Origin of the sequence: Bradyrhizobium hereditatis (assembly GCF_020329435.1) — a bacterium.
GTDB classification, from domain to species: Bacteria; Pseudomonadota; Alphaproteobacteria; order Rhizobiales; family Xanthobacteraceae; genus Bradyrhizobium; species Bradyrhizobium hereditatis.
The window spans coordinates 32,731-52,053 of sequence record NZ_JAGKJK010000001.1 but is presented as its reverse complement, the minus strand read 5'-3'; the positions used below and the strand labels follow the sequence as shown (position 1 = coordinate 52,053).

Annotated in this window: 26 protein-coding genes; 8 read left to right on the top strand and 18 right to left on the bottom strand. The window is 62.8% G+C overall.

From position 1 onward, the window contains the following. Positions 1-35: 35 nt before the first annotated feature. The 10 genes from ilvD to J6524_RS00235 form a co-directional block, all read right to left on the bottom strand. Complete coding sequence (gene ilvD / locus J6524_RS00280; protein WP_225668163.1) at positions 36-1,757, bottom strand: dihydroxy-acid dehydratase; 1,722 nt, start codon at positions 1,755-1,757, stop codon at positions 36-38. A gap of 69 nt (positions 1,758-1,826) precedes the next feature. Next, positions 1,827-2,177, bottom strand: coding sequence for a Lin0512 family protein (locus tag J6524_RS00275; RefSeq protein WP_225668161.1), 351 nt, complete (start codon positions 2,175-2,177; stop codon positions 1,827-1,829). 133 nt (positions 2,178-2,310) lie between these two features. After that, positions 2,311-3,171 (bottom strand): NAD(P)H-dependent oxidoreductase, encoded by an 861-nt coding sequence (locus J6524_RS00270; RefSeq protein WP_225668160.1) that lies wholly within the window; start codon positions 3,169-3,171, stop codon positions 2,311-2,313. A 111-nt stretch (positions 3,172-3,282) separates the two neighbouring features. Further along, positions 3,283-3,999 carry an IclR family transcriptional regulator gene (locus J6524_RS00265; RefSeq protein ID WP_225668158.1) on the bottom strand — a complete coding sequence of 239 codons (717 nt, stop codon included), beginning with the start codon at positions 3,997-3,999 and terminating at the stop codon, positions 3,283-3,285. Between the two features lie 205 nt (positions 4,000-4,204). Then, entirely contained in the window at positions 4,205-4,618 is a 414-nt protein-coding gene (locus tag J6524_RS00260) for a GFA family protein (RefSeq protein WP_225668156.1), read from the bottom strand. 67 nt (positions 4,619-4,685) lie between these two features. Next, positions 4,686-4,979, bottom strand: a complete 294-nt coding sequence (locus J6524_RS00255) for a hypothetical protein (RefSeq protein ID WP_225668155.1) — start codon at positions 4,977-4,979, stop codon at positions 4,686-4,688. Next, entirely contained in the window at positions 4,976-5,725 is a 750-nt protein-coding gene (locus J6524_RS00250) for a DUF899 domain-containing protein (RefSeq protein ID WP_225668154.1), read from the bottom strand. Before J6524_RS00250 ends, J6524_RS00255 begins: the two co-directional genes overlap by 4 nt. A 47-nt stretch (positions 5,726-5,772) precedes the next feature. Beyond that, on the bottom strand, positions 5,773-6,306 hold the full coding sequence (locus tag J6524_RS00245) for an SRPBCC family protein (protein ID WP_225668153.1): 534 nt from the start codon (positions 6,304-6,306) through the stop codon (positions 5,773-5,775). 3 nt (positions 6,307-6,309) lie between these two features. Beyond that, positions 6,310-6,663 carry an ArsR/SmtB family transcription factor gene (locus J6524_RS00240; protein ID WP_225668152.1) on the bottom strand — a complete coding sequence of 118 codons (354 nt, stop codon included), beginning with the start codon at positions 6,661-6,663 and terminating at the stop codon, positions 6,310-6,312. 75 nt (positions 6,664-6,738) lie between these two features. Continuing rightward, complete coding sequence (locus tag J6524_RS00235) at positions 6,739-7,818, bottom strand: adenylate/guanylate cyclase domain-containing protein (RefSeq protein WP_225668151.1); 1,080 nt, start codon at positions 7,816-7,818, stop codon at positions 6,739-6,741. A gap of 114 nt (positions 7,819-7,932) precedes the next feature. Here J6524_RS00235 and J6524_RS00230 point away from each other — a divergent pair, with 114 nt between their 5' ends. Beyond that, positions 7,933-8,385, top strand: a complete 453-nt coding sequence (locus J6524_RS00230) for an SRPBCC family protein (protein WP_225668150.1) — start codon at positions 7,933-7,935, stop codon at positions 8,383-8,385. A 33-nt stretch (positions 8,386-8,418) separates the two neighbouring features. Here the strand turns inward: J6524_RS00230 and J6524_RS00225 are convergent, their stop codons facing one another. The 3 genes from J6524_RS00225 to J6524_RS00215 are packed head-to-tail and all read right to left on the bottom strand — an operon-like array spanning position 8,419 to position 10,715. Next, entirely contained in the window at positions 8,419-9,120 is a 702-nt protein-coding gene (locus J6524_RS00225) for a GNAT family N-acetyltransferase (RefSeq protein ID WP_225668149.1), read from the bottom strand. A 33-nt stretch (positions 9,121-9,153) separates the two neighbouring features. After that, positions 9,154-10,131: an SDR family oxidoreductase gene (locus tag J6524_RS00220; protein ID WP_225668148.1), complete on the bottom strand. Its 978-nt coding sequence runs from the start codon at positions 10,129-10,131 to the stop codon at positions 9,154-9,156. Positions 10,132-10,184: 53 nt separating this feature from the next. Then, positions 10,185-10,715 (bottom strand): MarR family winged helix-turn-helix transcriptional regulator, encoded by a 531-nt coding sequence (locus J6524_RS00215; RefSeq protein ID WP_225668147.1) that lies wholly within the window; start codon positions 10,713-10,715, stop codon positions 10,185-10,187. 148 nt (positions 10,716-10,863) lie between these two features. On the opposite strand from J6524_RS00215, the gene J6524_RS00210 reads away from it, so the two are divergent. Together J6524_RS00210 and J6524_RS00205 are read left to right on the top strand one after the other, a co-directional pair. Further along, a complete protein-coding gene (locus J6524_RS00210; RefSeq protein ID WP_225668145.1) occupies positions 10,864-11,538 on the top strand; it encodes a VOC family protein in 675 nt (224 codons plus the stop codon). Positions 11,539-11,603: 65 nt separating this feature from the next. Continuing rightward, positions 11,604-12,014, top strand: coding sequence for a cupin domain-containing protein (locus tag J6524_RS00205; RefSeq protein WP_225668143.1), 411 nt, complete (start codon positions 11,604-11,606; stop codon positions 12,012-12,014). Positions 12,015-12,200: 186 nt separating this feature from the next. On the opposite strand, the gene J6524_RS00200 is transcribed toward J6524_RS00205, so the two are convergent. Beyond that, a complete protein-coding gene (locus J6524_RS00200; protein WP_225668141.1) occupies positions 12,201-13,412 on the bottom strand; it encodes an MFS transporter in 1,212 nt (403 codons plus the stop codon). A gap of 194 nt (positions 13,413-13,606) precedes the next feature. Here J6524_RS00200 and J6524_RS00195 point away from each other — a divergent pair, with 194 nt between their 5' ends. From J6524_RS00195 to J6524_RS00175, 5 genes are all read left to right on the top strand, one after another. Continuing rightward, positions 13,607-14,041, top strand: a complete 435-nt coding sequence (locus J6524_RS00195) for an Xre family toxin-antitoxin system antitoxin (protein ID WP_225668140.1) — start codon at positions 13,607-13,609, stop codon at positions 14,039-14,041. A 2-nt stretch (positions 14,042-14,043) separates the two neighbouring features. Beyond that, positions 14,044-14,520: an RES family NAD+ phosphorylase gene (locus J6524_RS00190; protein ID WP_225668138.1), complete on the top strand. Its 477-nt coding sequence runs from the start codon at positions 14,044-14,046 to the stop codon at positions 14,518-14,520. 30 nt (positions 14,521-14,550) lie between these two features. Next, positions 14,551-15,048 (top strand): peptide deformylase, encoded by a 498-nt coding sequence (locus J6524_RS00185; RefSeq protein ID WP_225668136.1) that lies wholly within the window; start codon positions 14,551-14,553, stop codon positions 15,046-15,048. A gap of 94 nt (positions 15,049-15,142) precedes the next feature. Continuing rightward, complete coding sequence (locus J6524_RS00180) at positions 15,143-15,964, top strand: phytanoyl-CoA dioxygenase family protein (RefSeq protein ID WP_225668134.1); 822 nt, start codon at positions 15,143-15,145, stop codon at positions 15,962-15,964. Positions 15,965-16,288: 324 nt separating this feature from the next. After that, positions 16,289-16,648 (top strand): hypothetical protein, encoded by a 360-nt coding sequence (locus tag J6524_RS00175; RefSeq protein WP_225668133.1) that lies wholly within the window; start codon positions 16,289-16,291, stop codon positions 16,646-16,648. Positions 16,649-16,815: 167 nt separating this feature from the next. On the opposite strand, the gene J6524_RS00170 is transcribed toward J6524_RS00175, so the two are convergent. From J6524_RS00170 to J6524_RS00155, 4 genes are all read right to left on the bottom strand, one after another. Further along, complete coding sequence (locus J6524_RS00170; RefSeq protein ID WP_225668132.1) at positions 16,816-17,514, bottom strand: DNA alkylation repair protein; 699 nt, start codon at positions 17,512-17,514, stop codon at positions 16,816-16,818. Between the two features lie 38 nt (positions 17,515-17,552). Then, positions 17,553-17,915 carry an ArsR/SmtB family transcription factor gene (locus tag J6524_RS00165; RefSeq protein WP_225668130.1) on the bottom strand — a complete coding sequence of 121 codons (363 nt, stop codon included), beginning with the start codon at positions 17,913-17,915 and terminating at the stop codon, positions 17,553-17,555. Continuing rightward, a complete protein-coding gene (locus J6524_RS00160) occupies positions 17,915-18,577 on the bottom strand; it encodes an SRPBCC family protein (protein ID WP_225668128.1) in 663 nt (220 codons plus the stop codon). The genes J6524_RS00165 and J6524_RS00160 overlap by 1 nt, the downstream gene beginning before the upstream one ends. A 142-nt stretch (positions 18,578-18,719) precedes the next feature. Further along, positions 18,720-19,157, bottom strand: coding sequence for a styrene oxide isomerase (locus J6524_RS00155; protein ID WP_225668126.1), 438 nt, complete (start codon positions 19,155-19,157; stop codon positions 18,720-18,722). Positions 19,158-19,323: the final 166 nt, after the last annotated feature.

Genomic DNA, 19,323 nt, shown 5'->3' with positions numbered 1-19,323 from the left:
GGAACACAATTAGCCTTTGGCAAATTCCCGTGATCTTACAACACACACCCGTAATGCGCTGACGACACCAGCCGGATGTATTTATCGTGCACCGAGCCGGGCCGCACCGCGGCGACGGAGGCCGGTGCGCGCCAGTCGGCCATGCGACGGGCGATCTCTTCTGCCGGCACTTCGAGATTGAGGGTGCGGGCGCCGGGATCGATCGCAATGATGTCGCCGTCGCGCACCGCCGCGATCGGGCCGCCGCGCGCGGCTTCCGGCGAGATGTGACCAATCAGAATGCCGTGCGAGACGCCGGAGAAACGGCCGTCGGTGATCAGGGCGACGTCTTCGCCAAGGCCCCGCCCCTGCAGCTGGATCGTCAGCATCACCATCTCTGGCATCCCGGGACCGCCAACCGGGCCGACATTGCGCACCACGATGACATTGCCCGATACGATCTCGCCGGCGCGGATCGCGGCCATCGTATCAGCTTCGGACTCGAACACGCGCGCGGTGCCGCGAAACTGCCCCTTCTCGAGCGTCTTGCCTGACAGTTTGAGTAGGCAGCTTTCCGGCGCCAGATTGCCCTTCAAAACGCTGATGTGATTATTGGCCGGTGCGATCGGTTTCGACACCGGAAAAACGATCTCCTGCGGCGGCATCTGTTCCAGCATCGGAACGTCAGCGAGATTTTCCGCCAGCGTCTTGCCGGTCACTGTGATGACGTCGCCATGCAAAAAACCGGCCCGCAGCAATTCCTTCATCACGACGGGAACGCCGCCGATCGCATGCAGACTTACCATCGCGTACGGGCCGTGCGGCTGCAAATTGGCCAGCAAAGGGATGCGCTCGCCGACCTGTTGAATGCGCTCGATCGTGATCGGCACCTGCGCTTCGCGCGCGACCGCGAGCAGATGCAGGTACATATTGGTCGAACCGCCCATGGCATAGATGGTCGCAATCGCGTTCTCGAAGGCACGCTCGGTCATGATGTCGCGCGGCCGGATGCCTGCCTGCATGAGTCGGTACAGGGCATCGACAGAGGCACGCGCCTGCGCCTTGACATCGGCGTGGATGTCGCTGTTGGCGTTGTAGTCGGCGGGGTGCGAGGCGCCGCGCGGCAGCATCATGCCGATCGCTTCCGCAATCGTGCTCATGGTGTTGGCGGTGAACATCGCGCCACAGGTGCCGCTGCCCGGCATGACGTTGCGCTCGACTTCCAGCAGTTCCTCACCTGAAAGGCGGCCGGATTCATTGGCCGCGCGCGCCTCGGCGTAATCCATGATCGTGAGATTATTGCCCTTGCTGGCCCATGCTCCGAACGAGACCCGGCCCGGCGTACCGGTGCCGGGATAGAGCACCAGACCGAAGGCATTGGTGCGCGCCAGCGGCATCAGCGCCGCCGCGCCGGTCTTGTCGCAGCCGGAAATCACGATCATGGCGTCGCCGTGGTGCGCGTAGTGGCCGATCTCAAAGCAATCGGCGACGACGTCGCGAGACACGAGGCTGTAGCCCGCCGTCGGCGTGCCCTGCGTCAGCGCATCCGACACCGCCGGCGCGCCGACGATCAGCCCCTGCCCGCCGCGCTCGGCGAGTATTTCCACCAGCAGGTCCGTGATGGCTCGCACGCGGTTGTTGCAGCGATGAGCGTTGGTGTAGGCGCTGGCAATCGTCACCACTGCATTGGTCTGCGCCGCACGGTCGGGATCGAACCCAGCCGCACGCAACTCCACCCGCCCCCGCTTCCAGTATGTGCTGCTGTCTTGCGTCGTCATGACGTGCTCCAGGTCTTCTGATTGTATGCGTGGGGACGCCAGCGTCCGCCTGTTTGGCACTGAACGAGATTAGGCCGTCTTGCCGTCGTCGAAACTGACGATCACGGCGGCGTTCGCAATCAGGATAGGGTCGTTACCGCTCTCGGACGGAATTTCCAGCCCGCCGGCGACCGCCGTTACCTTCACCGTGCCGTACGGCAATTCCTTGGCCACCGCGGCGGAATCCACCCCCTCCGGATTCGGCACCGCGATCATGACATCGACGAACATGTCGTTGGCGGTCTTGCCCAGCATCCGGAAGAAGCCGAGGCTGGAGTGGCGGATGGCGTCCGAGACGGCGCGCTTAGCGGCTTTCGTGGCGTCGCGTCCGTGGACGTCGACGCCCATGCCCATCTCGGTGATACAGCGCACACGTGCCATGGCATTTCCTCTTGTCGTTGGCTGGAGATATCGCTCGGTAAAGGCCTGCCCTTTCAATCGTCGCTTGCTGTGGCGACGTCAAGCCTGACCTCCAGCGACATGGCATGCGGCGCTTGCGCGGCACGCCGCGCGGTCATGAATCCTGACAAACCTCCAGCTTGCGCGTTGCGGGAGCCGCGAGATGCGCACCGTCCAGAACCTCCTTTGGATCGCCCGGCTGGACGAGGTGAATGCGCGTACCGCTCTGTCCTGCGCCTAGACCCGATTTCAGAACCTGCTGACCGTCATAGTGGCCGCCATTCTGGGCGCGATACGGGATCGGCTCATCGCTGAAGAGTTGTGCGATGCGCTGCCGATAGGCTTCCGCAACCGCGGGCCATTCAGCATCCGTCAGCCGGTCGCTCTGATAGACGACGAAGGGCGGCAGCACCCGCATGCCCGGGTAGAACAGCATGCCGTGCTGGATCGGCCATAGGAGATCGTCGAGCCGCCCATTCACGCCACGCTCGCCATAGTGCGGGGCGCGCCCGCCGATCGTGACCGACAGCATGGCGCGACGTCCGCTGAGGGTGCCTTCGCCGTATCGGTCGCCCCATCTTTCGCCACCATGGGCTCCGACGCCGTAGGCAAATCCATAGGCGAAGACGCGATCGACCCAGCCCTTCAGGATCGCCGGCATGCCGAACCACCACATCGGAAAACTCAGGAGAACGGCGTCAGCCCACAACAGCTTTTGCTGTTCGGCCTCAACGTCCGGCGTCTGCGTGCCAGTAGCGAATGCATGACGCGACTCCACGGCGTAACTGAGGCGATCCGCTTGCTTCTGCTCGAGAAAATCTCCGCGATCGGCGACCGCCTTCCAGTTGGCCGCATAGAGATCGGAGACTTGCACCGCATGCCCTTGTGCGGTGAGCGTTTCGACCGTCAGATCTTTCAAGGCGCTGGTAAGTGATTTCGGTTCCGGATGCGCATGGACGATGAGGACGTTGCTCAAGACTTGCTCCTGTTGAGATTGCGCGTGGCGCGATGGCCTCAACATGGTGGGCAAAATCACAAAGGCGAGCGATCTGATCCGCCAAACGTCAAATGTTCAGCAATGCTGAACTCATGCGCGTTCGACTTCCTTCATCATCATCCACGCCATGTCAGTCAGTGTTTGCGGCGACAAGCGCGCTGACGGCCCGCTCAGTCCGACGCTCGCACGAACCTCGCCGCCCTCACGCCAGGGAATGGCTACGCAGTGGAGGCCCGGCTGGTAATTCTCGAGATCGAGCGCGAAGCCGCGCGTCGCCACCGTCTTGATCTCGGACAGAATATGCGGACCGAGCGCATCGGCACGGCTGGCGAGAACACGTTTGCCCAGCCCCGGCATGAAGGCGAGAAATACGAGCCCGACGGCAGAGCCCTCCAGGGGTTCGCGTACCCCGATCGGGCAAGCACCCGCCTTCAATGCGTGAGAGGAGTCGATCGCATCGAGATAGTAGACCTCGTCACCGCTCGGCACGGCGAGATAGACCATCTCGCCGGTCCGCTTGGCGACCGATTCGAGCACCGGCCGCAGGCGGCTGCGAAGCGCGCCATCGTCCCCGGCGATCCGCGCCAGATTGAGAATACGGCCACCGAGATGATAGCGCGTATCTCCGGCGCGGCGATGCACGTAACCGAGCTCGTCCAGCGTCTTCAGAAGGTTGTGCGTAGTCGTCTTGCCGAGCTTCGCCTGCTCAGCAATCTGCTGCAGCCGCGCGGCACCCCCTTCCTGGGCGATGATTTCGAGGATCGCTGCCGCGCGCTCGATGGATTGAATTAGCCGGGGCTCCGACATTGCGCGTTCATGGGTGATAGACATTGCTCGCTAATTTGGCGAGGCGTCCCCGAACGGCAAGTCCATCGGTGTTGAATTATTTGCAACTCAATTGCGGCTGTCGAAGGGTATCCGATAATTTGCGATGGCCAATTGAATCCAATATCCGCAGGTGTGACAGCTTGCATTGCGATGTAAGCCGCCGACCATCCGCGCCTGCCGAATCTCACCTCGGCGGCATCCTCTCGAATTTCGTCGCGCCCGGGTCCAGATGATCCCAGGCGTGGCCGGCGGCGGTCCAGAGGACTTTCTGCGGCTTGTATCGGCTGGGATCGTCGAGGCTTCCTGCATGGACGATGAATATCTCGGGAATGCCGGGAAATGTCAGATAGACCGGTGAGCCGCATGTCGGGCAGAAGGCGCGGGACTTGACCGTTCCGCCGTCGCCGATCACGTTCCAATGTCTTGCATCGCCCTGGGCCTTCACGGCTGGTCGCGGGAACGTCAAATATGAGCCGTGGCCGGTGCCGCTCTTGCGCTGGCATTGGCGGCACTGGCAGTCGTTCATCTCAATCGGTTCGGCAGAGATTTCATATCGGATGGCGCCGCAGGCGCATCCGCCGGTATAGGCCTCGCTCAAGTTTTTTCTCCTTCGGTAAAACAACACGGGTGAACCACCAACGCCTTCGAATGCGCCGCCGTACGTCTCATGTTCGGCTTATGCTGATCTGCGAGGTCCACGTGCGGCTGGAGATCAGCTTCAGCCACGGCGCCAGATGGAACGCGCTCATCAGCAAATACATCGGGACCATTCCACCGAGAGGTGACGCACTCGCGGTCGAACACAATGCATCCGCCGATCCGTCGCTGAACGCGCCGGTCAGTATCGCCATTGTCGCGAAGGTCGGTGCGGCTGCGAGATAGAGCCAATTGGCTACCCTGCGCGTGGCGGCGTTCCGGCGGGGCGCGCCGCCGGATCCGTCGCAATAGCCTTGGCTCATTGCTTCTCGCTCGCGCTCTGCTTCCGGAACGCGGCCTCCCCGGCGTCAGACACCTCGACCCATCTCTTGTCGGGCGCGGCGCCTTCGACGTAGCTGTCGTGCCAGTTCCACCATTTGTAGGTCGGGGTTTGCGGATAGCCTTCGGGCGAATCCTCCCAGACCTCCTGGCGGCCGAGCGGCGTGATGTCGAGATAGTTCCAGGTACTGCCCATCTGCTCATCGCCGCGGTTGTTGACAAAGTAAGTACGGTAGATCTTGTCGCCGTTGCGGAAGAACACGTTGGTGCCATGCCATTCACCGACGTCGAAATCGGCATCGAAGCTGTCCGTGATCGTGTACCAGGGGATCATCTCCCATCCCATCCGCGCCTTCAGCCGCGCGATGTCGGCCTGCGGCGCGCGCGAGGTGAACACCAGCGTGGTGTCGCGCGCGTTCAGATGCGCGAGATGCGCCACCTGGTCGGCCACCATCGAACAGCCGCGGCAGGCATGCTCGGGCCAGCCGAACACGCCAGGCTCATAGAAGGCGCGGTAGACGATGAGTTGACGGCGGCCTTCGAACAGATCGTGCAGGCTCGCCTTGCCGCGCGGTCCCTCGAACACGTAGTTCTTCTCCACGGCGAGCCACGGCATCCGCCGACGCTCTGCCGCCATCGCATCACGGGCGCGGGTTAGCTCCTTTTCCTTCACGAGCAGCTTTTGACGCGCGGCTTCCCATTCCTGCGCTGAAACAGTGTGAATCTGCATAGCTGATCTCCTGTTTGTTGCGACGCTTGTTGCGTAGGTCGAGCCACTCAGGCCGGCAGCCGGCGATCGTATTCCTGCTGCAGACGAGCCCAGCCGTCCCAGAATGGTGCCGGTTCCTTGTCGTTGGCGCGGGCGACCAGGACATCGAGATGCATATGCCAGCCAGCGCTGACCTTGAGCATGGTCGAGCGATCGGGCAGACGCCGATGGATCACGGTGAGCAGCACGCCTGTACCCTTAGGCTCCAGTTCGAACGTCACGTCGCCGCTGTTGTTCCAGGCGATGGACAGCTTGCGAAGCGGTTCGAGCTCGGTGATGCGGCTTTGCATCCGGTGCTCCTCGGGAAAATTTGCCGGCCGTTTGCTCGGGGGATTGTTGAGCTCGTCGTTGCGCCAGACCAATTCGACGGGCGCGCCGACCTTCATCTCCATCTGCCCCGCCGCCAGCCACTTGCTGCGCAGCTCGCTGTCGGTGAGATAGGCCCAGATGCGTTCGATCGGGCCGGGCAACAGCCGCTGAATCCTGAGCGTGGTCGGCTCGATCAGTTCGCCATAGGCATCGGGCTTTGACGTTGCATTCATTTTCTACTCCTTCACCTGCTTTGCTTTCGCCTCGTCCTCTGCACGCAGCAGGGCTTCCAGCGAGTCGAGCTTTGCGCTCCAGAATCGTTCGTAACGGCGAAGCCACGCGTCGGCTTCCGCGAGTCGCGCCGGCTCGAGGCGACACAGATGCGTGCGGCCCCGGATCGAGCGCGTCACGAGGCCGGCGTTCTCCAGCACCCGCACATGTTTCGACGCGCCGGCAAAGCTCATCTCGAAAGGTGTTGCCAGTTCGCCGATGGTGAGTTCGCGCTCGGCCAATTGTCCAAGCATCGCCCGGCGCGTTGGGTCCGCCAGTGCATGAAAAACAGCGTCGAGATGTTTCGAATACTCAACCATATGGTTTAGTATAGAGGTGCGACCAAAATAGTCAACCGATCGGTTTAACATCTTCGTGATGGGCTCCGCGGCCGCCTAATCGTCCGGCAAAGTGTAGACGGCGCAGGGAGTTGCGATGCCGCGTAGCGCATGCGTTCCCAACGGGACGAGCGCGGTGCTTGCCTCAGTGGCGATGGTGCTGGAGATGAGAACCGTGCGGCCGAGGGGCCGGCAGAGTCCTTCCAACCGGCTGACGAGATTCACCGCAGGACCGATCGCCGTAAAATCCAGCCGATCGGCCGCGCCGACATTGCCCCACAGAATTTCGCCGAGATGCAACGCCACGCCGAACGAAAGCGGCGGCAACCCATGCTCGCGCCGCGTCGTATCGAGATGCGCCATTCCGGCTTTCGCAGAAGCGACTGCGCGTAGCGCAGCGTCGCAGGCCTCCCGCGGCCTGTCGCCGACCGGGAAGATCGCGAGTACGCCGTCGCCGATGAATTTCAGCACCTCGCCGCCGAAGGCATGGACGGCGCCGCCGATGCAATCGAACCAGCCGCCCAGTGCGGTGATGACGGCGGCGGGAGGCTCCGCCTCCGACAGCGCGGTGAAGCTGCGCAGATCGCCGTAGAGCAACACGGCCCGAATGGTCTCGCCGACTTCGCGCCGCAACGGCCCTGCCAGCACGCGCGCGGCGCTGCGCCGGCCGAGATAGGCTTCGAGCGCCGCTGAGAGCGTCGCGCGCGCCGAGAGCGCAGCAAGCGGCGCTGCGGCGAAGCGGGCAGCATCGCGTAGCCGATCTGTCTCGGCTTCCGTGAATCTCCGTTGTGCGATCCAGCCAAGCAGCGGCCCACGCTCGGCAGAGCCGACCAGGTCTTCATGCACCGCGCCAGCGGCGAGCCCGCTCAACCAGCGCCGGCCGGCATCGCCGGATGAATCCCCTGCGAGTCCCGCTGGCGCGAACCCCACCGCCTCGATCACTTCGCCATTCTCGGCCCGCCACAGCCAGGTGCGGCGGGCGATGATCGGATGCGGCACGGCAAGCGTCAGCGCGCCGCCGGCAAGCGGGATGCCGTCCTTGATCAGGTGCGTGCCAAGCTCAGCTAGGAACCGGTCGGCGCCTGGCGAAGCGCTGGCAGCATCGATCAGCCATGTCAGCGTCGAACTCAGTTGCATGGCCCGGTCATCTCGCTGGAACTACGCATTGTCATTGGCACTTGGTAAATTCCCGCGCCGTCATATGTTGGCACGGTTGCAGCACCGTCATGCCGCCAAGCAACGAGGTTTTCGATGCCAGAGTCATTTGTGGTCCAGCGCGAGACCCAGATCGCCGCGCCGCGCGCCAGTGTGTTCGCTTTCCTGACGGACCCCGAGAAGATCGTGCAATGGATGGGCAGCGAGGCCGTGACGGAGATGCATCCGGGCGGGCTCTATCTTCTGAAGGTCGGCAGCGCCACTGCGCGCGGCACGTTCCGCGAGGTCGTGCCGGTGCACCGCCTCGCCTACAGTTTTGGCTGGGAAGGAAATGACGAGGTGCCGCCGGGATCGGGCCTGATCGAAATCGACTTGATCGAACGCGATGGCGGCACGCTGCTGCGCATGACTCATAGCGACCTGCCCAGCGCCACACATCAAGCAAGTCACGCCAAGGGCTGGGCGCACTATATCGACAGGCTGACCAAGGTCGCCTCGGGTGAGGATCCCGGGCCCGATCGAGGGCCGAACGGCACCCGCAACGCGTGAGGATGGCAGCGGTCGAGGCGCGCATCGCCGTGGCTATTGCTCCTCTTTCTTCAACACCGTCACGTGGAAACGGCGGCGAATTACCATGCCCTGTCGCTGGTAGAGCGCGATCGCGGAGTGATTGTTGGTGAAGACATGCAGGAAGGGAATCTCGCCGCGCGACACGATCTGGCGGGATATCGCTGACAGCAGCATCTGCCCGTAGCCACGGCCGCGATGCGATGGATGCACGCAGATGGCGGTCATCTCGGTGTAGTTGGCGGGTTTCATCCGCTCGCCGATCATGGCGACGAGCTGGCCGTCGACGCGAATGCCCAGGAAGGTGCCGAGTTCATGGGTCCGCGTGCTGAACGGACCGGGCTTGGTGAGCGCGGTCAGTTCGATCATATCGGGAACGTCGTTGACGCCGAGGGTGAGGATCTCAACGCCGTTAATCGACGTCTCGACCGGCGTTCCGATCATCTGCTCGCCGGTATCGGCCAGCACGACCTTGAATTCGGCCGGCGCGCTCACAGCATTCGGGGTGAACAGCACGGCGATGTCCGTTGGCGACATCAGGGCGCCGAGCGCTGAAAAGGTTTCAGGCGACATATCCGGCATATCGGCGAACGGCGTCACTTCTGTCGGATAGCGTAGCGCGCGCCCATCACCTTCGGCCAACGCCTGCTGCGTGGTCGTCAGTGCAGTCCAGATCGGTTGGTCGAGCGGATGGCGGGAGCTGTCATGCACGGACATCGGGCTGCCCTCATTCTCAATGGCCCAACAACCTTAGCGGTAGTCGTTGCGGTTCGCCACCTTACCACCCTCGCGGACCTCGGTGGTGTAGCGCCAGATATCGGGGCGCGAACCGTCGATATCCGTAAAGCCGTAATATCGTGCCAGTTCGCCGGAGCTAACCGATTTCTGATTCCACCTCGAACGATCGGCATCGGCGGCGAGCGCCACGACGGCGCGGCCGATATAGCGCGGCGATTCTGACAGGGCGAAGTCCGGCGGCGCCTGGTGCCGGCCTTCCCGCGCCGTCAGCGCCTCGCGCCAGTTCGCTTCAGTGACGCCGAAATTCTCCAGCATCATCTCGGAGCGCAGCCACCCTGGCGTGATCGCGATCGCCGTGCCGCCGTGCGGCGCAAGTTCGTGGCCTTGCGAGAAGGCCAGACGATTCACGCCCTGCTTGACGAGATCGTAGAATACCGAGATCCGGTAATGCTGCGCGTTGTAGCCGGCGGTGCCATCGGTGACTTCGACGAGCAGGCCGCCGGGCTGCGCCACCAGCAGCGGCAGCAGATAATGCGATGTCACGAGATGCGTTTCGATGCCGAGCCGCAGAATCCGCAAGCCCTTCTGCAGGTCGAGCTTCCAGATCGGCGTATTCCATTGCGGCGGCCCGCCCTTCAGCACTTCGGCGCCCCAGATGTCGTTGACGAGCACATCGATACGGCCATGCTCGGTGCGAATACGCTCGGCCAACGCAGCGACCTGCAAAGGTTCGAGATGGTCGACGGCGATGGCGATGCCTTTGCCGCCGAGGCTGGTCGCGAGTTCGGCTGTCTGCTCGATCGTCTCAGGCCGGCCGTAGTAGTCCGATCGCGTCGATGCATCCGCGCGGGCGCTGCTGCGGCCCGTGCAGATCACCGTCGCGCCCGCCTCGCCGAGCGCCGCAGCGATGCCGCGGCCGGCCCCGCGCGTGGCGCCTGCCACGACGGCGATACGTCCGCGAAGCGCACTTTCGTGTAACACCACGCTCATCCCTCCCTCATCTGCACCCGCGGCCTGTGTCCGATCAGATCGGGAAGCGCACATCACGCTTCGGCCGTTGCCTTGATCAGATTGTCGCGGAGCGTGACGACATTTTGCTGAAGCCGTGCGAATTCATCAGGCTTCAATCCGGTCGCAGCAACGAGGTTCATGTGCATTCCTTTCTCGCGCAGCTTCCGGCCGGCCTCGGTCAGGCTGATGCGCACCTGCCGTTCGTCCGCGGGGTCGCGCTGGCGCCTCAGATAGCCCATCTGCTCCAGCTTCTTCAGGATCGGCGTCAGCGTGTTGGATTCCAGGAACATCTTTTCACCGAGTTCGCTCACAGTCTGGCCGTCCTGCTCCCACAGCGCCACGATCGCGATCCATTGCGGATAGGTGAGGCCGAGTTCCTCAAGGCCCTTTTTGTAGGCCCGGCCGAAGGCGAGATTGGCCGAATAGATCGCAAAGCACAGGAAGTCGCCAAGACGGCGCTCCCCTGCAGCCGGTTTGGGTTTCGGGTTGCCCTTTGAATTGTCTCGAGAATTGTCCCGGACAACCGCATTTGACGCGGATCCGGTACTTTCATTCGCTCTCATGAGTCGTCCTTTCCGACACGAATATGTGAAGTCTCGTATCCATATATATCGCATCCGATTAAATCGGAAGGCTTGACATTAGCTCTCGGCGGGACTTTATAGCTCGCACGCGAATATATCGTACACGATCCAATAAGGAGAGAAAGCCATGACCGCTACCGCCCAACGCACCACCAACACGTCGGCCGTCGACCTGAAGCTCGAAGTTATCGTCATCCCCGTCTCCGACGTTCATCGCGCCAAGCAGTTTTATGAAAAGCTCGGCTGGCGGCTCGACGCCGATTTCGCCGGCCCGGACGACTACCGCGTCATCCAATTCACCCCGCCCGGCTCCAACGCCTCGGTGATCTTCGGCAAGAACGTTACCCCGGCGGCGCCCGGCTCGGCGCAGGGCCTGTACCTGGTCGTCTCCGACATCGAGGCCGCGCGCAAGGAACTGCTCGACCGCGGCGTCGCGATCAGCGAAGTATTTCACGCCAACGGCGACGTGCACGTTGGCACGGACGAGCCCTATCTGTTCGGACGCAATCGGCTGAACGGTCCGCATCCCGAGCGCGGCAGTTATCGCTCCTATGCCTCGTTCAACGACCCAGACGGCAATGGCTGGCTGTTGCAGGAGGTGACCGCGCGGTTGCCCGGACGCATCGATAGCAACGGCACGGCCTTTACCTCACAGGCCGATCTTGCCGCAGCACTGCGCCGCGCCGCGGCAGCTCATGGCGAATACGAAAAGCGGAACGGCGGTCAGTACGATGCGAACTGGCCGGACTGGTACGCCGATTACATCATTCGCGAACAGGCCGGTCAGCAGCAGGCCGCATGAAGAAGCCAAGCGATGATCGGCGGCGGCGAGCCGCCGACGACGGATCTCAAACACAGGAGTTCAACATGACCAAGGCGAAGAAGCTACAAATCGCGGCAATGGCGGCGCTTGTCGCCGGAGCCGTTCTGGCGCCGCTTGGCGCTCAGGCGCAGCAGAATGGCGTTACACGGACCGACCTGCAGCGGCACGATCTCAGCGCACCCGGGCGTGAGGCCATCCAGGTCCGCGTCGACCTTGCCCCTGGCGTGGCATTCGGCAAGCACACGCATCCCGGCGAAGAGATCATTTATGTCCTCGAGGGACAGCTCGAATACCAGGTCGGCGACAAGCCGCCCGTGACACTGAAAGCAGGCGACGTGCTCTTCATCCCGGCCGGAACGCCTCATTCGGCCAGGAATCCCGGCAACGTCAAAGGCAGCGAGCTCGCCACCTACATCGTCGAGAAAGGCAAACCCCTCCTGACACTGGTGAAGTGACGGTTGCGGTCATAACTGCGTTGGACTTCACACACCCAGCGCAGTCGCGCCCTTGCCTACCCTACGATTCCGCTTTCACATTGTCATTGCGAGCGAAGTGAAGCAATCCATAGCGCCGCACTTGGAAGCGTGGATTGCTTCATCGCTTCGCTCCTCGCAATGACGGCTAGAGCGTCGCGTACCCCTTCACGCCGGCACGGGCACCGTCCGTGCCACCGGCACCGGGCGAAACGTCATGATGATCAGGAACGCGCCGATCCCCATGATCCAGGAGCCGATGTAGAGCCAAGCATAGCTGGCAAAGGTGTCGTAGATCAGACCGCCCGCGAGCGGCCCGGTCGCCATGCCGAGGCTACCGGCCATCGCGGTGCCGCCAATCACGGTGCCCATCATCCGCAGCGGAAAATTCTCGCGCACGAGTACGGCATAGAGCGGCATGGTGCCTGCATAGAGGAAGCCGAACAGCGCCGCGACCGCATAGAACGCGGCGAGGTCGCGCACGAAGACATAGCCGAGCGCGCCGAACGCCTGCGCCAGCAGGCCGAACACGAGCACACGCTTGGCGCCGAAGCGATCACCAAGTAGGCCGAAAGCGATGCGGCCGCCCATGCCGGCGAGGCCCTCCACGCTGTAGATAGTGACTGCAGCGATCATCGGAATGCCGCAACTGATGGCGTAGCTGACCGTGTGGATGATCGGCCCCGAATGGGTGGCGCAGCAGAAGAAATTCGTCAGCACCAGGGTGATGAATTGCGGCGAGCGCAGCGCCTGCGCGAGCGAGATTTCCGCGCCCGCGGCTTCGCCCGACGGCGCGGCTTGCGGGTTTGCGAGCGCCGGCGGGCGGCGCACCAGCAATGAGACCGGGATCATGATCGCGGCCACAACAAGCGCGACGAGTTGCATCGAGGTCCGCCAATCATGATTTGAGACCAGCCATGCGGCGAGCGGCGACATCGTCATCGGCGCCATGCCCATACCGGCCGAGACCAGCGACACCGCAAGACTGCGATGGGTATCGAACCAGCCGGTGACGGTCGCCATCATCGGCGCAAAAATGGCCGCAGCGGCACCGCCCACCATCAGCCCGAAGACGAACTGAAACACGACCAGCGATGTCGCAATGCTGGCCAATCCGAGGCTAGATGCCAGCACGACCGACCCGGTCAGCACCACCGGCAGCGGACCGAAACGGTCGGACAGCGTGCCCCAGATCATGCTGGTGAAAGCCATCGCGAGGAAACCGATGGTCATGGCGCTGGAAATTCCCGTCACCGACCAGCCGGTATCGCGCGCGATCGGCTGCAGGAATACCGGCAGCGAAAACATCCCGCCGATCGCGACGCAGCCGAGCAGCCCCCCGGCCGCGACAATCACCCAGCGATAGTGCAAATTGGTCATTCCTGGTCTCCCCTTTTGACGCGTTCTGGTGCAAGACGAACGGAAGGGGCCAAAAGCTACAGCCGCGCCTCACTTTTTTGCGAGGAATGGAGGGCCTGCAAAGTGGCGCCCCCTAAGTTACGGCTGTTGTATTCCGCATACTTGACCTCGCCTCACATGAGGCTTATATTTGCCTCAACTGATTTGAGGCTGCCATGAGCCACCAAGCCGCGATCCTGGCCGATCTGCTCGGCGTGAAGCCGAAAAACACCGAGACCACGCTCACCCTCGCCCGCTCCGTCGAGAAGGGGCTGCCGGTGTCGGCGCTGGATAAGATCGCCGACCGGGTGTGTCCGCAGGATGTTCGCGACTTTACCTATCGCGTGGTGCCGAAACCGACGCTGGAGCGGCGGCGCAGGGCAAAGCAGCATCTCACGACCGAGGAGAGCGACCGCCTGGCGCGCGTCGCGAAGGTGTTTGCCTTTGGGCTCGAAGTATTCCGCGATGACGCCAAAGTACGTGATTTCCTCAATCGGCCGCACCCGATGCTGGAAGGCAAGACCCCGCTCGAACTGGCGCTGGCGACCGGTCCCGGGACGGATGCCGTCGTGAATCTGCTGGGGCGCGCGGCCTATAGCGGCGGCGTCTAGGCGTGCCGAACAGCGATCGTGTTCTGACTTGCTATCGCATCGGGGACCCGGACGGCGCCTACGCGGTGTATGACGCCGAGGGCGCGCGGCTTTACCCCGGGCGGTGGAACACGCGCACCAGCCCGATGATCTACACATCCGAGCACTATTCCACCGCCATGCTGGAAAAGCTGGTGCACACGAACCTCGTGATGCCTGCCAATCAGCACTTCATCGAAATTACGATTCCCAACGGCATTTCGTACGAAGTATTCCAGACCGCAGCGCATCCCGGCTGGGATTTGCGAAACGAAACGATCTGCAAGACGTTCGGCCAGACATGGTTTGAGGAAAAACGTTCGGCGATCCTGATCGTCCCCTCCATCCCCGCGCGGCTGGAGCGCAATTTTTTGATCAACCCGGCGCATCCAGACGCCAAGGGCATCACGCACACCTTGCCCGAACCGGTGTGGTGGGATGAACGGCTTTATGGGCGGTAAGACATTCACCAACATAACGGCAACGAGATCATGACCATCCGCCCGATTGTCCGTTATCCCGATCCGCGACTTGCGCTGCAGGCGCAGCCCGTGACCACGTTTGATGCGGCGCTGCGTGAACTCGCCGCCGATCTGCTCGAGACGATGCACGCCGCGCCCGGGATCGGCATCACCGCGCCGCATGTCGGCGTCTTGCTGCGAGTCGTTGTGCTCGAACTCGACCCGGCCGAGGGCGCGCGGACCTATGTCAATCCAGAGATCACCTGGGCATCTTCCGAGACCATCCTGCACCGGGAAGGCAGCGTTTCTATGCCTGGCGTCAACGACGAGGTGAGCCGTCATGCACGCGTCCGGATCAGCTATCAGGACGTCGACGGCAATCTGAACACCGAGGAATCGGAGGGGCTGCGCGCGGTCTGCCACCAGCATGAGAACGATCAGCTCAACGGTGTATTCTGGATCAGGCGGCTGTCCCGCCTCAGGCGCGAGCGGCTGATCAAGCGATTTGAGAAGATGTCGCGCAGTTGAGATGAAGCTGGCAGGCGAACGGCCGACGGCAACCTTGTCACCCACGACCACTTCGAATCATCTAACGAGGCGTGATCTGTCCAGGGACCTCCGCATGTTAGCTTCGAGCGATTTTGCTGCCGATGGTTTCACGGCCATCCCGGCGCTCTTTGAGGAGCGGGACTTGCACGAGATCGAGAAGCAGGTTCAGCGCCAACTCGCTCTGCCGCATGATCCGATGATGAACCGCGTCGGCAACGACCTCATCCCGTTGCGCTGGAATGATCCGATCGTCACGCACTTGCTTGAGAGGACATCCGCGCTTGCTCGCATCAGGGCCGCGGTCGCGGCTGCGGACCTGCGCTGGATCTCGGCCTACATCTCGTCCAAAGCCGGCTCGATGCCCGCGCTATTGTGGCACCAGGACTGGTGGTGCTGGGACCACGCTATCAGCTTCGCGCCGGCCGCACCGCAGATCGCCGTGCTCTGCTATCTCTGCGACACGGGTCGGCATACCGGCGCGCTGCGCGTTCTTCCGGGCTCGCATCGGCGCGGCCTGCCGATCCACGCCGAGTTGCCTGAGCCGCATAGCGCAGCGGCCGAGCAGCTAGCGCCTGACCACCCTGCCCTCAGCGACCAGGACGGACAAGTGACGCTCAATCTGGGCCGGGGTGATGCCGCCATCGTGGACTACCGCCTGCTGCACGGAACGCATCCCAATCGCAGCCTGTTGCGGCGCGATGCCGTGCTGTTCTCGTTCGTGCCGAACTGGTGCGCTCTTCCCAAGTCCATCCGCGCGCATCTTGCGATGCATCCAGCCCTGCCGAACGCGGACGAATGGCCTACCATCGCCGCGTGGTGGCAAGAAATCTTCCCGCGCTACGACGGCGCGCCAGCTTCCCTGCAGATCAATCGAGTGGCGCCCTTGCGCGGATAACGCGTCGGCGGCCGAGACGGCTGCGAGCTCAGCGACAGTTCGCTTCAGCTTTGAATCAGACATTCGCAAAACCCACTTAGCTGCACCCGTTAACGTCATCCTTCAACGATGCCGCGCTCGTCAAGGAGCACCTCGCCTCACCCGGATGTGACGCGGTTTCAGCTGAATTCATGCGAATGTCCCAAGGCTAACGAGCGTGATCTTAAGAGGTCCTCGCGATTAAGATTACGCCTTAACCAATGATTAATTATGTCTTTGCGGGCGCGAAAGGCACGGCCTAGCGTTGGGAAAGCTGCCCAGCAATCTATGATGGGATTGAGTGCCATGACCTATCGAACGACGTTGATCGCGTCTCTCAGTGCAGTCGCGCTTGTTCTTGCCGCGGGCGAGACATTGGCCAACCCACCCGGCGCGCACGGCCCGGGCGCTGCGCCGGGCGGCCCAGGCGCTGCGCCGGCGCGTCCGGCTTTCCCCGCATTCCGATCGATGCACCATCACCACCATCGCGGCGGTTTCCATCCGGGCGTTGGCGTGTTCTACGGCCTGCCGGCCGAAGTCGAGCGACCGGTCGTAGAGGCACCGCCAATCATCAAACAATCGGACGATCTCCGTTTCACCTGCGTCTACGACATTCCCTGGGACTACGTGCATCGCTGTCCGCAGTACAATACGCCGCGGTATTGATGTGAGTTCGTAGCGCCTAGTGGCGCACGGTGGGCACGCTGCAGTTTAGCCACGTCGTCACGAACCAAGCTGCGAGTGTCATCCCCCGCACCGGGTCGCGCGAACGCGCGCCCGATGACAGGCTCCGGCGGGGATCCAGTACGCCGGGGCTTATTGGTTCTCCGACTTCAATCGTTAGCGCGACGTCGTAGGCGCTGCGTGCCCTCGCTGCGGCGAACCATCTCAGCGATCCAGACCGGCGCATAAGGCGGGGTGCAGCCCGGCGATGCCGGAAAGTCGATCAGGACAGCAAGTTGCTCGCCGATTGCGATGGCACGCGCGCGATGCTGGGCGTGACGAATACCGATCTCGGCGAGGCAATGATTCATGGCCCACTGCTTCTGAGCTGGAGCTTGCTTCATCTCTTTCTCGATCTGGTCGAGCAGCGCGTCGAGGTCGAGGCCGGCAGGCTTCTTGACGACCCTTTCGGTTGTCAGGCTCCAGCCTGCCCGACCGACGAGGTCATCGCCGTCCTTCCAGCGCTGGCGAAGCTCCTCGGCATGTGGACCAGGCTTCACCACGTTCACGATGAACCAATCGAGCAGCTTGGGCGAGCGAATGTTGGGGATCATCGCGTCAAGTTCGGCCGCCGAGAACGCTTTCGGCCTGCACACCAGGGTTGCGAGAAGGCGGGCGGCCGTGTCGCCGGTGGCCCACAGCTCGAGCGCAAGGTCATGCTGCGTCTTGAGGCGCTTGGCTAGAGCGCGCAAATGCGTGAGGTTCACGCCATGATCATCGCCGCGGCTTTCGTTGGCCTTCCGCATCTTCGGATCTTCGAGCGCGGCAAGCTCGCGCATGACGTCCTTGATCGTCTTTTCTGATGACATGATGCCTCCTTCGCCATTCTTACTTCGCGCGATCTCCCTTAGGCCCTCTTCCCGGTCCGTTTGGTCAGAGGTGCGTTACGCCGATCCCGTTTGCCTCGCGCGATCTCCGTCGCCAGCGCGTCGAGCTTCGGCTCCCAGAAGCTCCTGAACTGGCCGATCCATGCGTCCACTGTCCGAAGCCCCGCGGCATCCACCGAATAGAGCCGCCGTTGCGCGTCCGCCCGGACTCTTGCAAAGCCGCTCTCGCGCAGCACCTTGAGATGCTGCGACACCGCTGCCTGCGTGATCCCGAACTCGGCGCCGATCGCCTCTACCACTTCGCCAGACGCCATTTCCCCGGGACCGAGCAGCTCAAGGATGCGTCGGCGCACCGGATCGGCGAGGACCTCGAAGACGTGCATCAGCTTCCCGTGCCCGGATGCGCGATGTCAGGCGGCATCTCGCCGCGATAAAAAGCGATGGTCCGGTCAGACCGCTCCTTCGCCGAGGCCGGATCGACCCCGCTCGCGACATGCGCCGCGCGCCAAAATTCGCCGCTCCCGGTCATGAACTCCTTGCCGTCTGGGGAGCCCATCCACGCCTCGGCCGCTTCATGATCGACCGATGCCCCCGTCGCAAGATACCCCTCGAGTCCTGCAAGCGCGAGGTCCCAACCGATACCCACCGCGCCTGGACCGAACCGATTCCAGTGATCCTCGATGATCGCGGTGTGCTCCAGCGTCAACCGCGCCTGATCGCGTTCTGCTGCCAGCGTGACGTCGATCCAGCTCGTCGCGCCGCCGAATTCCCACGTCGCTGCAAAATGCCTGGGCGGCGTGCACGCCGTGATGGTCCCGCCCGCATTGCCCTTGAGCTGGTATCTTCCGCCCAACTGAAGGTCTCCCTCGACCGGCAAAAACCAGCGCGGGATGCGTTCCTTGCTGGTAACTGCGTCCCAGAGGTCATCGACATCAGTGTCGTAAAGTCGTGTCAGCGTCACCGCGCTAGCTGCTTTGCCGTCCTTCTCAAAATGGCGCACCGAGCGCGTGACAAGCCCCAATACCCTGGCGACGTCGATCTCCATCCGGTCCTCCTTGTCGTTTCCGGCAAATGAATATCGGTCCAGGCTTATATAAGTCAAGACTTAAATATCCGGCTACCGAGAAGGAGCTGTCCGGAACCAGCGCGGCTAGAGGCGCGCGCAGGGAGCTCATACGGAAGCCACGCTATGCGTCGCCGCGAAGCCCCCAGAGGATCAGCGAGAAAGATATGATTCCCGTCGGAGCGGCTGGGTACATGACGAGTTGGATCAGCATCTCCTGAGCGTCGCTCCCACGATGGCCGGCCGCCGCTATCGGAATGATCGAGCCACCTGCTCCCAAGAGAGCCGCGATCACGAAGCCGGCGATTGTTGCAAGCGCGGAATAAATGAGAAGCCAGAATGCCAGCCGTGACAGCATCGACGTGAGCTTCAGCCTCGGCCAGACCAGACCCAAGCCCACAAGAAAAACTCCGGTAAATCCACTGAGCGTGTGAACCGAGCGGCCGAGATTTGGTGCGGCAAAATACGGCACCGCAAATCCCTGGAAGCTCGTGAAGAGGAACAGGACCACGCCGATCTGGATCAGCCGGTGCCCTTGGACGGCCAGTCGGGTCGCGCTCATGCGTTGCTCCCTTTCGGTTGTAGCCGTGATGCCGAGCGTAATCGGCTATCGCCTCCGCGGTGCGAAGTTCCTGCGGCTTTGGTTCTCGCCTAAGTTTGAGGCATGAACGCGCTGCGAGACCGCCGGTTGCACAATTGAAAATAGCTCGGGGAACGGGACTGTACTG

Bases quoted from the DNA above. Each gene is read 5' to 3' on its own strand.
- ilvD (WP_225668163.1), bottom strand. From the start codon at position 1,757: ATGACGACGCAAGACAGCAGCACATACTGGAAGCGGGGGCGGGTGGAG.
- J6524_RS00275 (WP_225668161.1), bottom strand. From the start codon at position 2,177: ATGGCACGTGTGCGCTGTATCACCGAGATGGGCATGGGCGTCGACGTC.
- J6524_RS00265 (WP_225668158.1), bottom strand. From the start codon at position 3,999: ATGTCGGAGCCCCGGCTAATTCAATCCATCGAGCGCGCGGCAGCGATC.
- J6524_RS00255 (WP_225668155.1), bottom strand. From the start codon at position 4,979: ATGAGCCAAGGCTATTGCGACGGATCCGGCGGCGCGCCCCGCCGGAAC.
- J6524_RS00250 (WP_225668154.1), bottom strand. From the start codon at position 5,725: ATGCAGATTCACACTGTTTCAGCGCAGGAATGGGAAGCCGCGCGTCAA.
- J6524_RS00245 (WP_225668153.1), bottom strand. From the start codon at position 6,306: ATGAATGCAACGTCAAAGCCCGATGCCTATGGCGAACTGATCGAGCCG.
- J6524_RS00240 (WP_225668152.1), bottom strand. From the start codon at position 6,663: ATGGTTGAGTATTCGAAACATCTCGACGCTGTTTTTCATGCACTGGCG.
- J6524_RS00235 (WP_225668151.1), bottom strand. From the start codon at position 7,818: ATGCAACTGAGTTCGACGCTGACATGGCTGATCGATGCTGCCAGCGCT.
- J6524_RS00230 (WP_225668150.1), top strand. From the start codon at position 7,933: ATGCCAGAGTCATTTGTGGTCCAGCGCGAGACCCAGATCGCCGCGCCG.
- J6524_RS00225 (WP_225668149.1), bottom strand. From the start codon at position 9,120: ATGTCCGTGCATGACAGCTCCCGCCATCCGCTCGACCAACCGATCTGG.
- J6524_RS00220 (WP_225668148.1), bottom strand. From the start codon at position 10,131: ATGAGCGTGGTGTTACACGAAAGTGCGCTTCGCGGACGTATCGCCGTC.
- J6524_RS00215 (WP_225668147.1), bottom strand. From the start codon at position 10,715: ATGAGAGCGAATGAAAGTACCGGATCCGCGTCAAATGCGGTTGTCCGG.
- J6524_RS00210 (WP_225668145.1), top strand. From the start codon at position 10,864: ATGACCGCTACCGCCCAACGCACCACCAACACGTCGGCCGTCGACCTG.
- J6524_RS00205 (WP_225668143.1), top strand. From the start codon at position 11,604: ATGACCAAGGCGAAGAAGCTACAAATCGCGGCAATGGCGGCGCTTGTC.
- J6524_RS00200 (WP_225668141.1), bottom strand. From the start codon at position 13,412: ATGACCAATTTGCACTATCGCTGGGTGATTGTCGCGGCCGGGGGGCTG.
- J6524_RS00195 (WP_225668140.1), top strand. From the start codon at position 13,607: ATGAGCCACCAAGCCGCGATCCTGGCCGATCTGCTCGGCGTGAAGCCG.
- J6524_RS00185 (WP_225668136.1), top strand. From the start codon at position 14,551: ATGACCATCCGCCCGATTGTCCGTTATCCCGATCCGCGACTTGCGCTG.
- J6524_RS00180 (WP_225668134.1), top strand. From the start codon at position 15,143: ATGTTAGCTTCGAGCGATTTTGCTGCCGATGGTTTCACGGCCATCCCG.
- J6524_RS00175 (WP_225668133.1), top strand. From the start codon at position 16,289: ATGACCTATCGAACGACGTTGATCGCGTCTCTCAGTGCAGTCGCGCTT.
- J6524_RS00170 (WP_225668132.1), bottom strand. From the start codon at position 17,514: ATGTCATCAGAAAAGACGATCAAGGACGTCATGCGCGAGCTTGCCGCG.
- J6524_RS00165 (WP_225668130.1), bottom strand. From the start codon at position 17,915: ATGCACGTCTTCGAGGTCCTCGCCGATCCGGTGCGCCGACGCATCCTT.
- J6524_RS00160 (WP_225668128.1), bottom strand. From the start codon at position 18,577: ATGGAGATCGACGTCGCCAGGGTATTGGGGCTTGTCACGCGCTCGGTG.
- J6524_RS00155 (WP_225668126.1), bottom strand. From the start codon at position 19,157: ATGAGCGCGACCCGACTGGCCGTCCAAGGGCACCGGCTGATCCAGATC.